Annotated in this window: 12 protein-coding genes; 4 read left to right on the top strand and 8 right to left on the bottom strand. The window is 61.9% G+C overall.

Annotated elements, in window-relative coordinates; translation table 11 throughout:
- Both J8C01_RS04650 and J8C01_RS04645 read right to left on the bottom strand, forming a co-directional pair.
- Positions 1 to 753 carry an ABC transporter ATP-binding protein gene (locus tag J8C01_RS04650; protein ID WP_211424304.1) on the bottom strand — a complete coding sequence of 251 codons (753 nt, stop codon included), beginning with the start codon at positions 751 to 753 and terminating at the stop codon, positions 1 to 3.
- 14 nt (positions 754 to 767) lie between these two features.
- Positions 768 to 1,895, bottom strand: a complete 1,128-nt coding sequence (locus J8C01_RS04645) for an ABC transporter permease (RefSeq protein WP_211424305.1) — start codon at positions 1,893 to 1,895, stop codon at positions 768 to 770.
- A 271-nt stretch (positions 1,896 to 2,166) separates the two neighbouring features.
- On the opposite strand from J8C01_RS04645, the gene J8C01_RS04640 reads away from it, so the two are divergent.
- The 3 genes from J8C01_RS04640 to J8C01_RS04630 all read left to right on the top strand — a co-directional run bounded on the left by J8C01_RS04640 (position 2,167) and on the right by J8C01_RS04630 (position 6,456).
- On the top strand, positions 2,167 to 3,078 hold the full coding sequence (locus tag J8C01_RS04640) for a haloalkane dehalogenase (RefSeq protein WP_211432548.1): 912 nt from the start codon (positions 2,167 to 2,169) through the stop codon (positions 3,076 to 3,078).
- Between the two features lie 92 nt (positions 3,079 to 3,170).
- Complete coding sequence (gene puhE, locus J8C01_RS04635; RefSeq protein ID WP_211432547.1) at positions 3,171 to 4,967, top strand: putative photosynthetic complex assembly protein PuhE; 1,797 nt, start codon at positions 3,171 to 3,173, stop codon at positions 4,965 to 4,967.
- An 82-nt stretch (positions 4,968 to 5,049) separates the two neighbouring features.
- On the top strand, positions 5,050 to 6,456 hold the full coding sequence (locus J8C01_RS04630; protein ID WP_014099443.1) for an MATE family efflux transporter: 1,407 nt from the start codon (positions 5,050 to 5,052) through the stop codon (positions 6,454 to 6,456).
- A gap of 3 nt (positions 6,457 to 6,459) precedes the next feature.
- Here J8C01_RS04630 and ispG read toward each other — a convergent pair whose 3' ends face one another.
- The 3 genes from ispG to J8C01_RS04615 all read right to left on the bottom strand — a co-directional run bounded on the left by ispG (position 6,460) and on the right by J8C01_RS04615 (position 10,647).
- Complete coding sequence (gene ispG, locus J8C01_RS04625) at positions 6,460 to 7,695, bottom strand: flavodoxin-dependent (E)-4-hydroxy-3-methylbut-2-enyl-diphosphate synthase (RefSeq protein ID WP_211432546.1); 1,236 nt, start codon at positions 7,693 to 7,695, stop codon at positions 6,460 to 6,462.
- A gap of 61 nt (positions 7,696 to 7,756) precedes the next feature.
- Positions 7,757 to 9,028 carry a carboxypeptidase-like regulatory domain-containing protein gene (locus tag J8C01_RS04620; RefSeq protein WP_211432545.1) on the bottom strand — a complete coding sequence of 424 codons (1,272 nt, stop codon included), beginning with the start codon at positions 9,026 to 9,028 and terminating at the stop codon, positions 7,757 to 7,759.
- Between the two features lie 77 nt (positions 9,029 to 9,105).
- A complete protein-coding gene (locus tag J8C01_RS04615; protein WP_081464699.1) occupies positions 9,106 to 10,647 on the bottom strand; it encodes an ABC1 kinase family protein in 1,542 nt (513 codons plus the stop codon).
- 159 nt (positions 10,648 to 10,806) lie between these two features.
- Here J8C01_RS04615 and J8C01_RS04610 point away from each other — a divergent pair, with 159 nt between their 5' ends.
- The gene (locus J8C01_RS04610) at positions 10,807 to 11,859 is read left to right on the top strand and encodes an energy transducer TonB family protein (RefSeq protein ID WP_211432544.1); all 1,053 of its coding nucleotides are present in this window, start codon (positions 10,807 to 10,809) and stop codon (positions 11,857 to 11,859) included.
- Between the two features lie 20 nt (positions 11,860 to 11,879).
- Here the strand turns inward: J8C01_RS04610 and J8C01_RS04605 are convergent, their stop codons facing one another.
- From J8C01_RS04605 to J8C01_RS04595, 3 genes are all read right to left on the bottom strand, one after another.
- Positions 11,880 to 12,941 carry an SDH family Clp fold serine proteinase gene (locus J8C01_RS04605; RefSeq protein WP_211432543.1) on the bottom strand — a complete coding sequence of 354 codons (1,062 nt, stop codon included), beginning with the start codon at positions 12,939 to 12,941 and terminating at the stop codon, positions 11,880 to 11,882.
- Positions 12,942 to 13,039: 98 nt separating this feature from the next.
- Positions 13,040 to 13,501, bottom strand: coding sequence for an SRPBCC family protein (locus tag J8C01_RS04600; RefSeq protein ID WP_211432542.1), 462 nt, complete (start codon positions 13,499 to 13,501; stop codon positions 13,040 to 13,042).
- Between the two features lie 281 nt (positions 13,502 to 13,782).
- Positions 13,783 to 13,992, bottom strand: coding sequence for a cold-shock protein (locus tag J8C01_RS04595; RefSeq protein WP_058866757.1), 210 nt, complete (start codon positions 13,990 to 13,992; stop codon positions 13,783 to 13,785).
- Between the last annotated feature and the right edge of the window lie 74 nt (positions 13,993 to 14,066).

Genomic DNA, 14,066 nt, shown 5'->3' with positions numbered 1-14,066 from the left:
TCACTTGATGTGGTCAGGGTTGTCATGCACATCCACAATGCGCCCATCGAGCATTTCGGCAATGCGGTCGCCGTAGGGAAAAATGCGGTTGTCGTGCGTGACGACCACAATGGCCCGGTCGGCGCTCAGGGCCACCTTGCGGAACATCTCCATCACCATCTGTCCCGTTGCGCCGTCGAGCGCCGCCGTCGGCTCATCGCAGACAACCAGCCGTGGCTCGGCCACGAGCGCCCGCGCAATGGCCACCCGCTGCTGCTGTCCGCCGGAAAGCTGGGTTGGGAAGTGGTCCAGACGATTTCCCAACCCCACGAGGTCCAGGTAGTGCCTGGCGCGTTCCAGCGCCTCCCGGTAGGGACGCCCGTTGATGATGAGCGGTACGGCGACGTTTTCCGTCGCGGTCAAGGTCGGAATGAGGTTGAACTGCTGGAAAATGAACCCGATGGTCTGCTGCCGGAAACGGGTTTTCTGGGACTGCGACAGCCGATCCACCCGTGTACCGAACACATCCACCACACCGTCATCGGTATCCAGAATGCCGGCCATCACCGACAAAAGTGTGGTTTTCCCGCAGCCCGACGGCCCGACCAGCAGCAGCAGTTCGCCACGTCGGATGTCGAGGCTGATGTCCTTGAGCACCGACAGGTACGTGTTGCCGACCCCGAAGCTCTTGTTGACATGCTGAAGGGAAACGGCCGGGGCCATGATTGTTGTCGGTTGTTCACCTGCGGCGGCGATCGCCGTTGCTTTTGCCATAACCTATCCTCGACCTATCCTCGGAAAACGACCGCCGGTTCAAGCCGCAACACCCGCTGGATGCTGAGCAGACTGGACAGCACGCAGATCAGCATCGTGGCGGCAAAGGAAATAATGAGAAGCTGATAGGGGGTGTAAAAGGCCAGTTTGCCCGCGCCGCGCCCGCCCAGATAGCCGACGAGCGAACCACCGCCCGCGCCAATGCCGTAGCCGATCAACCCGACGATGATGCTTTGCAGGACGATCATCCCGACCAGCGTCCCGCTCCCGGCGCCCATGGCTTTGAGCGCCCCGAAATACTTTTCGTTTTGCAGTGCGAAGGCGTAGAAAGTCTGTCCGATGACGGCCATCCCGACCAGAAACACGAGCACGACGGAAATGCCGATGTTGACCGGAATACCGGTGTTGCGCATGTAGTAGTTCATCGTCAACCACCGCATGCCATCTTCGTCGTAAGCGGCCAGCCCGGTCGTGCGCTGGATGTTTTCCAGCACCTGCTCCGTGGTGTACCCCTCTTTCGGCGCCGCCAGAATGTAGTTCATCAGCTTGCGCTCACGCGGCACGTACTGCACGGCCCGCTCGAACGTCGTGTAGAGGTACGGGTTGGAAAGAAAATCGCGTGGCACGTCGGCAATCCCGACCACCCGCGCCCGCCGGTCATTGATTTCAAAGGTGTCGCCAATTTTGGGACTGCCCAGCCGCTCCATTTCGGCGCGTCCGACAATGACAGCATCCGGCGCGTTGAGGTCTTCGATGCGTCCTTCAAGCAGTCGTGGCGGCCGCCCGACGAGTGTCGCACTGTCAATACCGACGAGGCGTACGGCCTGGAACTTGCCGTTCGGCAGCCGTACCTGCGCCTGGCGGATGAACAGCGGCACCGCCCATTTGACGCCTTCCACACTCCGCACCCGCAGCAGGTCAGTATCGAGCAACCCCTTGAACTCATCCACGACCTGCAGGTTGCGGTCCACCACCCAGATGGGCGCGCCGATGGCTTCCACCGGCTTGGCCGTCCGCCCAATCAGACCGCAGAAGACCGATCCCTGCTGAACGAACAGAAAGACAACCACCGAGACACCGCCCACGAGGGTGAAATACTTGGCGCGGTCGCCCATCAGCATTTTCAGACCAATCCGCCACATGACGTTTGTTCTCCACTTGGTGAGAAAGCACACAGAATTCAAACAACTGTTTGAATCGCTTGTACAAGTTATGGAGTCCCCCGCAGCGTGTCAAGCCAGACCCGGCAGAGGCAGCCGCCCCTTCCATAAGCCCCAAGGCAACCGGAACGTTCCGCCGACCTTCGCCCGGCGCTCCGCAGCCGGCTTGACATTACAGTTTTCACACCATAGGCCGCGGTTGCGGTTTGATGCCGTCCTGCCGGTCACACTCCACACCGTAAGGTACAGCGCCATGTCTGCTGCCTCCGTATTGCGTACCCCCGACGAACGCTTCGCCAACCTGCCGGACTTTCCCTTTGCGCCGCACTACGTCGAACTTGACGGTCTGCGGATGCATTATCTGGATGAGGGCCCACGCGACGCCACCGAAACGGTTTTGCTGCTCCATGGCGAACCGTCGTGGTGCTATCTCTACCGAAAAATGATTCCGGTCATTGTGGCAGCCGGCCACCGCGCCGTAGCACCCGATCTCATCGGGTTTGGGCGCTCGGACAAGCTGCTCCACCGGGAGGACTACAGCTACCGGTTTCACGTCGCCATGATGATGCGCTTTGTTGAGGCGCTCGATCTGCACCGAGTCACGCTCTTTGGCCAGGACTGGGGCGGACTCATCGGGCTGCGCGTGGCCGTTGCCCTGGAAGAACGCTTTGCCCGGATTGTCGTTGGCAATACGGGCCTGCCAACCGGCGATCATCCCCTGCCGGAAGCCTTTTTTCGCTGGCGGGACTACTCGCAGACCACGCCGGTTTTTCACGCCGGCGGCATCGTCAAAGGGGCCTGTGTGACGGAACTCGCCCCGGAAGTCATCGCAGCCTACGATGCGCCATTCCCCGATGAACGCTACCTGGCCGGCGCACGTGCTTTCCCTATGCTGGTGCCCACCACGCCCGACGACCCGGAAGCCCCAGCCAACCGCCAGGCATGGCAACGCCTTCAGCAGTGGGAAAAACCGTTTCTGACGGCGTTCAGCGACAGCGATCCGGTGACAAAGGGCGGTGACGCCGTGTTTCAGAAGCTCGTGCCCGGCGCGCGCCACCAGCCGCACACGACCATCCGGGGCGCGGGACACTTCCTGCAGGAAGACAAAGGCGAAGAACTCGCCCAGGTCATTGTCCGGTTCATCGCCGGAACGCCGTCTGCCTAGCCGGTCAACGGCGCCGGCAGCGGGGCAGCCGGTTCTGCACAAGGGTTTTCATTGCGGCTTGTGCCAGGGGCAAAGTAGGTTGGTGACAGGTTTTGGCGCTTGCGCCCGACGAACCTGATGCGCCCCCGGTCGTGTTCATGGCTTTCACCCTGCTGCAATCTCCCTGGCTGTTCTGGCTCGGACTCTCCCTGTTTGCCGTCGCCGTCTGGTGGGCGGCCACGGTCATCATCATTTTTGCCTGCGGGCGTCGCAGTTGGCGGCGGGCGGTCATCGTGCTTTCTTCCCTGCTGGCGGTTGCAGCCCTGGCCGGGATGCCTGCCATCAGCCACCTGACAACGCCACTGGGCGCGGCGCTGGGATTTCTGGCCGGGATTGTCGCCTGGGGATGGTTTGAGACGAGTTACTACACCGGCTATGTCGTCGGCATGGAAGTGCCGCCGTGTCCGCCGCAGTGTCGTGGCTGGCGGCACTTCATCCATGGCGTCAAAGCCAATCTCTACCACGAGCTTTCGATTTTTGTCGGCTTTGCACTCGTCTGGTGGGCAACACCCGGGCCGAACCAGGTCGCGCTGTGGACGTTCACCATCCACTGGTGGATGCACCAGTCAGCCAAGCTCAACGTGTTTTTTGGCGTCCGCAACCTCAATGAGGAGTACCTGCCGGAGCATCTGCGCCGGATGACGCAGTTTTTCTCCAAACGCCCCATCAACTGGTTTTTCCCCTTCTCGGTCACGATTTCGACCGCCTGGGCGCACTGGCTGTTTTACCGCGCCCTGCAGGCGCCCGACAGGTTTACAGCCACGGCCTACGGGCTGGCGAGCGTCCTGATGGCACTGGCGATTCTGGAGCACTGGTGGCTCATCCTGCCGCAGCCGGTTGGCGTCTGGGCATGGGGCTTGCTGTCGCGCCGCGCGCCGGAAGTCAAACCCACCGTGGATGTCATCGGCGGTTTTCTTGGCTCCGGCAAAACGACACTTTTGCGCCACCTGCTGCCGCAACTTGGCGACAAGACCGTGGTGCTCGTCAACGAGTTCGCCGATGTCGGACTGGACGGTGCACGCCTGCGCGAAGGCAGCACCGAAGATGCCCCTGTAGTCGAACTCGCCGGTGGCTGCCTGTGCTGCACACTGTCGCGCAATGTCGCGGCCACGCTTTCGCGCATCATCCGGGAGCATGCGCCGGAACGCATCCTCATCGAACCCTCCGGCGCGGCCGCCCTGAGTGACCTGCTGGGAACGCTCCACCAGCCGGGCTGCCGGGAACTGCTCGGCCCGATTCGCGTCGTGGCGGTTGTGGATGGCAAGCAGTGGCTGCTGGCCGACCGTGCCGTACAGATGGCCATTGCCGCCTACGTTGAAGCGGCAGCCACGGTCGTCATCAACAAGTGCGACAGTCTCTCACAGGCGGAACTGGCCCGGCTCCAGCAGCGCCTTGCCGGTTGCAACCCTGCGGCCAAGGTCATCTACACAAGCTTTGGGCGGCTTGATCTCCGCGACCTCAGCGACACGCAGGACGACGCCTGCCTGGGCGAAACCCTTGCCCCACGCCTGGCCTTCCGGCAAATCTCGGAAACGTTCTCGGCCGTCTTTGACGCGGCCGGATTACAGCAGGTGTTCGAGGCAATGACGGCCGGAGACTTTGGCGACATCTCCCGCGCCAAAGGTGTGTTCAAAACCACCGGCGGCTGGCTGCGGCTGGAATACGCCGGGCAGGCGATGAGCCTCAACCCCTGCGCTGCCGCATCGGAAAGCTCGCTGGTGGTCATCGGACGCGAACCCAGTTCCAACCTGCTGGCGGCGGTTCGTCAGACAATCATTGCGCCGACGGCTGCTTCGGCTCCGGCTGTTGTTTCACCCGCCGAAGCCCACTACCTCACTACGGCGAGCTAGACGCACGGTACGTGGTCAGGGATGATGCCTGCTGCCACCCTTGGCCATTGAATCAGCCGTTAGTCTTCAGACGCCTTTGGTTATGGCTTCCGTCCCGGTTGCTTCCGGCTGCGCGCCGGCCGACACGCGCCACCACCGCCCGGCCAGTCACTACGCCGCCCATCTCAAACTGGCGCTGCCCGTCATGTTTTCCCAGATGGGCCACCTCATCGTGCAGCTTACAGACAGCCTGATGCTCGGTCACTACGACACGACCGCCCTGGCGGCTTCCGCCTTTGGGCAGAGCGTGTTTGTCATCGGGCTGGTTTTCGGTGTGGGCTTCACTTTGGCCATGACGCCCCTTGTCGGCGCGGCGCGGGGGGCCAATGATGTCGGCGCGGCGGCGCAGTGGTTCAGCCACGGGCTGGCGGTCAACGTGGCGGTGGCCCTGCTCATCACCTTTGTACTGCTGGCGCTCTACCCATGGCTCGATGCGTTCGGACAGACGCCGGAGGTGACGGCCACGGCCCGGCCCTACTACCTGCTGCTGACGGCTTCGCTGCTGCCGGTCATGGTCTTTCAGACGTTCCGGCAGTTTACGGAAGGGCTGGGGAATACGCGCCTCGCGGCCCTCATCACGGTTCTGGAAGTCCTGCTCAATCTGGGATTGAACTACCTGCTGATTTTCGGGCACGGAGGTTTTCCACGCTTGGGTATCGTGGGGGCCGGAGTGGCTACCCTGCTCGTGCGCCTGGTTCTGGCGGGAACCTTCGCTCTGTGTTTCATCCGCCTCCGCCTGTTTGCCCCCTATCGCGCAACCCTGCGCCGGACGCTGTGGGACGGGGCCGCCATCCGGCACTATCTGCGGCTGGGCCTGCCGCTGGGCGGACAGTTCGTGCTTGAAGTGGGTGCGTTCGCGGCCGGAGCCGTCATGATGGGCTGGCTCGGCAAGCTCGAACTGGCCGCACATCAGGTTGCCCTTGGGCTGGCCTCGCTGACGTTTATGGGAGCTTCGGGGATTGCGTCGGCCGCAACGATCCGGGTCAGTTACTACCTTGGCGCGGGCGAGCGGCGCGCCATGCGGGCCGCCGGACTGGCGGCCATGCATATCGTCCTGGTGTACATGGGCTTTACAGCGCTGGTCTTCGTCGCGCTGCGGCACTGGCTGCCGACCCTGTTTACCACCGACCCGGCGGTAGTCAGCATCGCCGCCACGCTCCTGCTGGTCGCGGCGGTATTTCAGCTTTTCGACGGGCTACAGGTGGTGCTCCTGTCCGCCTTGCGTGCCATGACCGATGCCCTGCTGCCCACCGTTCTGGCTTTCATTGCCTACCTGCTGGTGGCGCTGCCGACGAGCTACGGACTGGCGTTCCGGCTGGGCTGGCGGGAAGTCGGGATTTGGATGGGCTATGTCGTCGGGCTGGCCACGGCGGCTGTCCTGTTTTTCCTGCGTTTTCAGGCCCTGAGCCGTCCGACACCTGAGCCGCGTGCCGTTCCGCTCCAGAGATGAGGCTCAGCCGCCCACACCCGCAGACGCCCCAAAGCGCCGCGCAACATAGTCATTGAGAATGTCAATGAATGCCGGAACAATGCGCTCGCCTTCAAGCGTGGTGACTTTGACGCCATCCACGAAGACCGGAGCTTTGGGGTCTTCTCCGGTCCCCGGCAGCGAAATCCCGATGTCGGCGTGCTTGGATTCGCCGGGGCCGTTGACGATGCACCCCATGACAGCCACCTTGAGCGTTTCAACCCCCGGATAGCGGGTTTTCCAGACGGGCATCTGTTCCCGCAAATAGGTCTGGATGTCCTGCGCCATTTCCTGAAACAGGGTGCTCGTCGTGCGCCCGCACCCCGGACAGGCTGTGACCAGCGGCGTGAAGCTGCGGATGCCCATCGTTTGCAGAATCGTCTGGGCGACACGCACCTCCTCGGTCCGGTCGCCGCCGGGGGTCGGCGTCAGGGACACACGGATGGTGTCCCCGATGCCTTCCTGAAGCAGCAAACCGATACCGATGGCACTGGCCACAATGCCCTTCATGGCCATGCCGGCTTCGGTCAAACCGACGTGCAACGGGTAGTCGCACCGGGCGGCAATGGCCCGATAGACTTCAACCAGGTCCTGCACTTCCGAAATTTTCGTGCTGATGATGATGCGGTCATGCGGCAGGCCAATCGATTCGGCCAGTACGGCCGACTCCAGGGCGCTGGCGCACATCGCTTCCAGCATGACCTCACGTGCGGAAAGCGGCGGGTCACGCCGGGCATTCTCGTCCATCATGCGCGCCAGCATCGCCTGATCGAGCGATCCCCAGTTGACGCCAATCCGTACCGGCTTTTCGTACCGAATCGCCAGTTCGACAATGGCCTTGAAGTTTTCATCGTGCTTTTTTCCGAAGCCGACATTGCCGGGGTTGATCCGGTACTTGGCCAGCAGGCGGGCCGTTTCCGGGAAGTCGCGCAGCAGCGTGTGGCCGTTGTAGTGAAAATCGCCAACCAGGGGAACTTCCACGCCACGCGCCCGCAGACCACGCACAATGTCCGGGACCGCCGCCGCTGCATCGCGGTCATTGACAGTGATGCGTACGATTTCCGAACCGGCGGCATGCAGGGCCGCCACCTGCTCGACGGTGGCGGCTACATCGGCCGTGTCCGTGTTCGTCATGGACTGGACGACAACCGGCGCGCCGCCGCCGATGATGACGCCGCCGACATTGACCGGCACTGAGCGCCGACGAGGAGCAACAGGCATAAGGCTGATCCTTCGCGTGTGCTGCGCGGCCTGGCGCAAGCAGGCTGCGCAACCATCGCATCTAGTTTTTCTTCCGCCCCGGCTTGGGACGGACAATTTCCTTGGCGGTTGTTCGGATGTACTCGGCGCTGGCCTGCGCCGATTGCTTCATGTTGGGATCGGTGGCCTTGGCCGCGACCATCTCAAACAGGGCAATGGCTTCCCCGGCTTTGTTCGGGTCAAGCAACTCCGGGTCAGACGACAGCAGCGACATGGCAAGTCCGTTCATAGCCGGGATGTTGTTGGCATCCTCCTGCAGGACAGCGCGGTAAAGCTCATCCGCCTGCTTGAATTTGCCGGCAAAGCGGTAGGAATCACCGGCGCGAACCCGCATTTCGTTGCGCTTCTTGGCATCGGTCTGCATGTCGGCGAGTTCGATGTAAAACTTGGCGGCCTTTTCGCCGGCTTCGGCATCGCCATAGAGTTCGGCCAGGAAGCGGTAAGCTTCAGCCGCTTTGCTGCGATAAGACGGATCGCGGCGTTCAGGCGGCTGGGCGTCGTTGAGCGCCACGGCGCGCGCGGCGGCGTCACCTGATTCCTGAAACGCCTTCCGCGCCTCATCGCGCCGCTTGGCATTGAAGTGCTTGACAGCGATTTGCAGGGTGGCTGAAGCCAGGTTGCCCAGAAAGCCCGGTTGATTGTCATCGAGTGCCAACGCCTTCCGGTAATCGCTGGCTGCCGTTTCGTAGTCGCCCCGGTTGAAGGCGGCATTGCCGGAATCCATCAAAGTGCGAAGCTGCTCGTTGATGTTCCGGGCGCGCTCATTTTCTTTTTCGATGCGTTCCCGTTCGGCCTTGAGTTTGGCGGCGGCTTCCTTTTCTTCCGCTGTTGGCTCTGGCGGAGCGGCGGCAGGCGGTGGCGTTGCCGGTGTCCCGCCGCCCTGGGCTTCGGCCAGCAACTGCTCCACTGGTGGGAGGCGGCCATCACCCGGTGTTAGCGTGATGTCAATCTGCACCGGTTCCGTGCTGGTGATGCGCACGGGAGGCTTCACCTGGTACTTGTAGCCGGGCCCGTGAGCCACCACGACGTACGTTCCAAACGCCTGAACGGTGTAGAAATACGTCCCCTTTTTATCGGTCTTCGTCTTGAGCTGTCCTTTGATGTCCTGGCGCAGGATAAGAATCTCGACGCCCGGCCGCGGCTCCGGCTTGGCGTTGGCATTTTCCTGGTAATACACCGTTCCCCGAATCGCCCCGTTCTGGGCCCACGCCGCCGTTCCCAGCAATCCCACACAGAGCGCCAGCCCGCACAGACGGAGACCGGCACACCTAAACTGCTTCGCATAATGCCGCATGACAAAGTCCTCCTCACTTACCCGACCACGGACTGGGCTTGGCGCTTATCTGGGCGCAGCCAAGTTGCCCACGGTCTCTAGGCGGGGCGTGCAAAGAGTGCCCGGAACCACCGCCCGACCCACTGGGCAATGAGTTCCGGCCACCGGATGGTTTCACTGGCCATCATCATTTTACGAATGCCTCGCTGAACGGCGGGCGAAGCGTCCGCCATGATGTTCCAACCAGGTTTGAAGCACGTTCCCAGCCCTTCGAGCATGGAAACGACACGAAAGACATACACCATTTCTTTCGGCATGCGCAGGGGAACATAGCCAAACGCATCCCGCATGTAGCGCCCAACGGCTTCGATTCGTTCAGCCGTCGGCATGTCCCGCAGGTACAGTTCCCGGAACTTCTCGCCAACGCGCAGCGCCGTCGCCCGGTCTGCCGCCGGGTCCACCACGCCCATGCGGTAGAGTTCATCCACGATGGCCGGCACATCGCCGCGCAGGCCATCCAGCGTCATCTTGAGCAGGCTCTCCCGAATGCGTGCCGATAGCGTGCGTACGATGCCGAAATCATACAAAATGATGCGTCCGCGCTCATCCACGGCGACATTTCCCGGATGCGGGTCGGCGTGATACACGCCGTGAACCAATATCATTTCGAGATAGACCTCAACCAGCCGCTCGACCATCTTCAGCGGCTCGAAACCGGCGGCCCGCAGAGCGTCGCCATCGCTGATTTTGATGCCCGGCCGGTATTCCAGCACGAGCACGTTCGGGCGGCACAGTTCCCCAATCACCCGTGGGACGACAACCAGCGGGTTATCGGCCAGCAGGGCGCCGAGCCGCTCGGCATTGGCGCGCTCGAAGACAAAATCCATTTCCTCGCGCAGTCCGGCATTGACTTCAGTCACAATCTGGGAAAACAGGCGGGTCAGCACGTGGACATCTGAGTTTTCCTGCCGGAAGCGCACGAGCTGTTCATCGAGAAAGCGCAACAGCGCCGTTACGATGCGGAAGTCGGTGGCGAGCTGATGCTGGATGCCGGGACGGATGAGCTTGACCACAACCGACTGCCCGGCATACTGCGCCCGGTGAACCTGCCCGATGCTCGCCGTGGCAATGGGTGTTGGCTCGAATTGCTCGAAAACATCTTCCAGGGGGCAGCCGTAGGTGGCTTCGAGCGTCGCATGGACTTCCCCGAACGTCAGAGGGGATAAACTGTCCTGGAGCGTACGCAGTTCGTCGAGGTAGGGCTTGGGCAGCAGGTCCCCGCGCGTACTGATGACCTGCCCCACCTTGATGAAACCAATTCCCAGGCGTTCGATTTCCGACCGGATGCGGCGCGCCCGGTATTGGTGCGTCGCCTCACTCACCTCACGCGCACCGCCGAAGAAGAAAAACCGCTGCTCGTCGCGCCAGTAGTCCAGAATGAGCGGCGTGGCCGCCCCAACGACCTGAGCTGCCCGTCGGGCAACCTGGTAGCGCCCGGATACCGAACGGGGCGTGGGGACGGAAGACGACGGGCGAAGTGCGGGACTGACCGGAGAACCCTGAAGCGTCACGTCGGACAACATGGCATGGCGTGAAACGATAATTACAGCCGGACGCGCCGTGCATACGGGGTCGTGCATACGGGGTTGTTGTTGCACGGACACGCCGATAGTACGAAAGCAGGTGCAGTGTGACAAGCAAGGGACGAATATCAACGCCGACACCGGGGGCTGGCGGGCCGGTAACGCGCTTGCAACGGGGGAAACTTTTTTCCACGATGCAACGTCCTGACTTGCGCTATGAATGATGAACGCCCAGCTTCGCCCGCTTCAGATGAGCCAGCGCCGGCCGTGCCGTCGCCCAAAGCCTATATTCTGCGCGGCTTCATCTATGCCACACCGCATACGCTCGACTTCGAGGGAGAACCCAGTTGGTGGGTCCGGCACGGGTTTCGGTTGGGACTGATGCTGGCCCTGCTGCTGCACTTTTCGTTCCTGGGCTATCTGGCATACCGGACGTTCATCGCTCCGTTTGAAGTCGAAGTGGTGGAGCGTGAATACGACGTGGATTGGATCACGCTCACCGACCCACGCTACAAGCCTCTGCCCAACCCGGAGAGCTGGGTGGCGCCCCCGGCTGACCAGCCGGCCAAACCGGATGCCCAGGCGCGCGCTGCCGCGCTGGCCCGCCGCAAACGCGAGGAAGAAGAGGCCCGCCGCCGCGCGGAAGCCGAGCGCCAGCGACGCGAAGCTGAACGGGAAGCCGAAGCGCGCCGCGCTGCCGAACGGGAAAACCGGGAACACACCGCGGACGAACCAGCCAAGCCCGGCGGGCCGCCCAGCTTCGGCAAAGTGGACATCGGGCCCATCAAGGCCATCGTCACCAAGCTCTACAGCCTCAGCGAGACCGGGCAGCTCGACATCGAAAACCAGAACTTCAGCATCACGCTGGCCTTCCGGGTGGAACCCAGCGGACGGCTGTCGGGCATTCGGATTGTGAAATCGTCGGGCATTGACGAAGTGGATGAAGCTGCACTGAACATTGCGCAGGCGGTCAGTGCATCCCAGGCGCTCGGCCCGCTGCACATTCTGACCTCGACGGCGTTGACCCTCGATGTCGGCCCGCAGTTTACGACACTGCGCATTGCCGGCTTTGCGGCTTCACCGCTTGAAGCCAGCGGGTTGCAGAACCTCATCACGGCCGGACTGCTGCTCGTGCCGCGCCGGGGCGATACGGCCGCCTTTCTCAACAACACCAAAATCAAGGCTGAAGGCAAGCGCCTCACCGCCACCGTGCAGATGACCCGCAGCCAGGTCAATGCCCTGCTCAAACAAAACTTCAAGCGCGGCTAGGATGTGGACTGGCGATGTGCCTAACGGATGTGGAAGACACTCTGCACGACTTCCCCGTTGACCAGCTCCGCCTTGCGCCAGGAACTGTTGTCGTTGAGCCGAATCCACCGCCGTTCGTTCATCATGTAGTGCCAGTCGGTATCGTTCTGGTAGAAGATTTGGCTCGTGCGGCATTCCAGAATGTTCAGAATGCCGTTGTCGTGGTAGTTCTGCTCGTCAAAGTCCGTAATCGCCTTCTGTCCCATTTCGGAATACATCTCGTTGAGTTCAATGAGCAGATCATTGAGTTCCGGGTCGAGTTCACGGGCGTTGAGGCCAATCCGCTGTGCCTCGCGCAGGGTGATGGGATAGACGTGCGAAGGATATTCCGCGTTGAGCGTGTGGCTGATCGCCCGTGCTTTTTCCGCATCTTTCATGTGGTATGACAGAATTTCCGTGCACAACCGCATGGACAGCGAACTGGCCCGGTCCACCGCACCGATGACGAGCGGGTGAACGTATTTGAAGATGTTTTCGTACGGGTTGACCGTTTCGCCGCGCGTTTCCTGTCGCCAGAGCGCCAGAATGCGGTTGAGTTCATCAGGGCTGACGCGCACCCGCAGGTTGTCCTTGTCAATGGGCGAGAGGTCGTGGGTCAGCGCCGTATCCACAGCCGACAGGTGCGCCAGCGGCCCCATGCGGATTTCATCCGCGCCGAGCGCAATCATGGTCGCTGCAGAAAGGCATGCCAGTGGCACGGCAACCGTGATGTGCGAGGCAAACTGCCGCAGCAGGTGGACGATGCGCAGCGAGGCGGTGCCGTCCCCGCCGTCGGATTTGATGAACAGTGTCACCCGGTCCTGCTTGCCGATCCCCCGCAGCAGTTCATAAAAGCCCACCACGTCGTTCTGACACACCGAACCACCCGGCGAGTTCCAGTACACCAGAAAGGTCTCGCCGATCCGGGCTTCGATGCGCCGGACAATCGCCTGGGTTTCAGCCAGCAGAATCGGAGGACGAACCAGTTCCGACGCACGTTTGGGCTTGCTATTCGTTTCAGAGACTGCTTCGCGCGTATCCGGCGCTCCACTTGCGTTTGCCATTGTTTTTCCCTTTCCCGAAAAACAACTCCCCGGAAACAACGGGCAGAAAGCCCTCCGTGGCACGTGGGCAAGGCAAAGCTCAGGCTTGCCCGGCCCAGTCAGGCCCCGGCCGGACGCCATTGTTCTTCAACAGCGCGTTTGAGAAGCGGCATTTTGTTGCGCACGTCACGTTCGGCAATCATCCGCCCAACTGTTTTCCACCCCACCAGGGTCAGAAAATCCTCCGGTTGGTGGAAAACCATCCGGTTGTGAACTTTCGTCCGTCTGTCGTCGGGCGTCAGCGTCCAGATGTCCTCGCCGGACATCGTGCCCGTAAAGCGGCTGACCAGACGGGTGGCTTCCTGGCAAATGATTTCATACTCCACCGGGTCCAGCCCGTGGGCCACAAACTCCACGCGCAGTCTGGCACCGACGCCGTGTTTCTTACGCCCGATCCGGGCCACCCGCGCTTCGGTCGGCGACCACAACGGCAGAAGCATCGGCTCGACCAGGTAGGGGAAAATGGTTTCCGGCCGGGCCCGAATCGTAATCTGACCTTCCAGCACATCCACGATGTTCACGCCTGTTCTGGGGGAGCTGTGAGAATAGTTGACTGGCTGCATCTTGACATGACGGTGCGCCCTGCCAAAGCCCGAAACCACGGCAAATTCGCATCTGGCAGGCAACGCAGCCGCCGCATTTCAAACTGCATCCGCCGGGGCGGTGCGCTGTCAGTCGCCAGCCGCGCCCACTGGGGCCGGCAAATCCACAGAATCACCCGGCAATAGCGCCAAAAAAGCGCCTTGCCGGTTGCCCCGCAAGGCGCACAACAATAGGGGAAAGGGTGATAAAGAGCGAGTGTTCAGGCTGTCTTGATGACGTTTTCCGCCTGTGGTCCCTTCGGGCCGTTCACAATCTCATACTCGACGATCTGCCCCTCGCTGAGGGATTTATAACCGTCTTCCTTGATGGCTGAGTAATGCACGAAAACATCGTGACCGCCCGGATTCTCGATGAAGCCATAACCTTTGCTGTTATTGAACCACTTGACTTTGCCTGTGGTGCGTGACATGGGGGACTCCTCCCGAAAAGAAATACTGTTTTGCCGTCCGTGTCGGTCAGACACGGGCCGCGCCCGACGTACAT

This window comes from Chloracidobacterium sp. D (assembly GCF_018304685.1).
In the GTDB taxonomy this organism is placed as follows: domain Bacteria; phylum Acidobacteriota; class Blastocatellia; order Chloracidobacteriales; family Chloracidobacteriaceae; genus Chloracidobacterium; species Chloracidobacterium thermophilum.
This window is presented reverse-complemented; position numbering and strand designations above follow the sequence as displayed.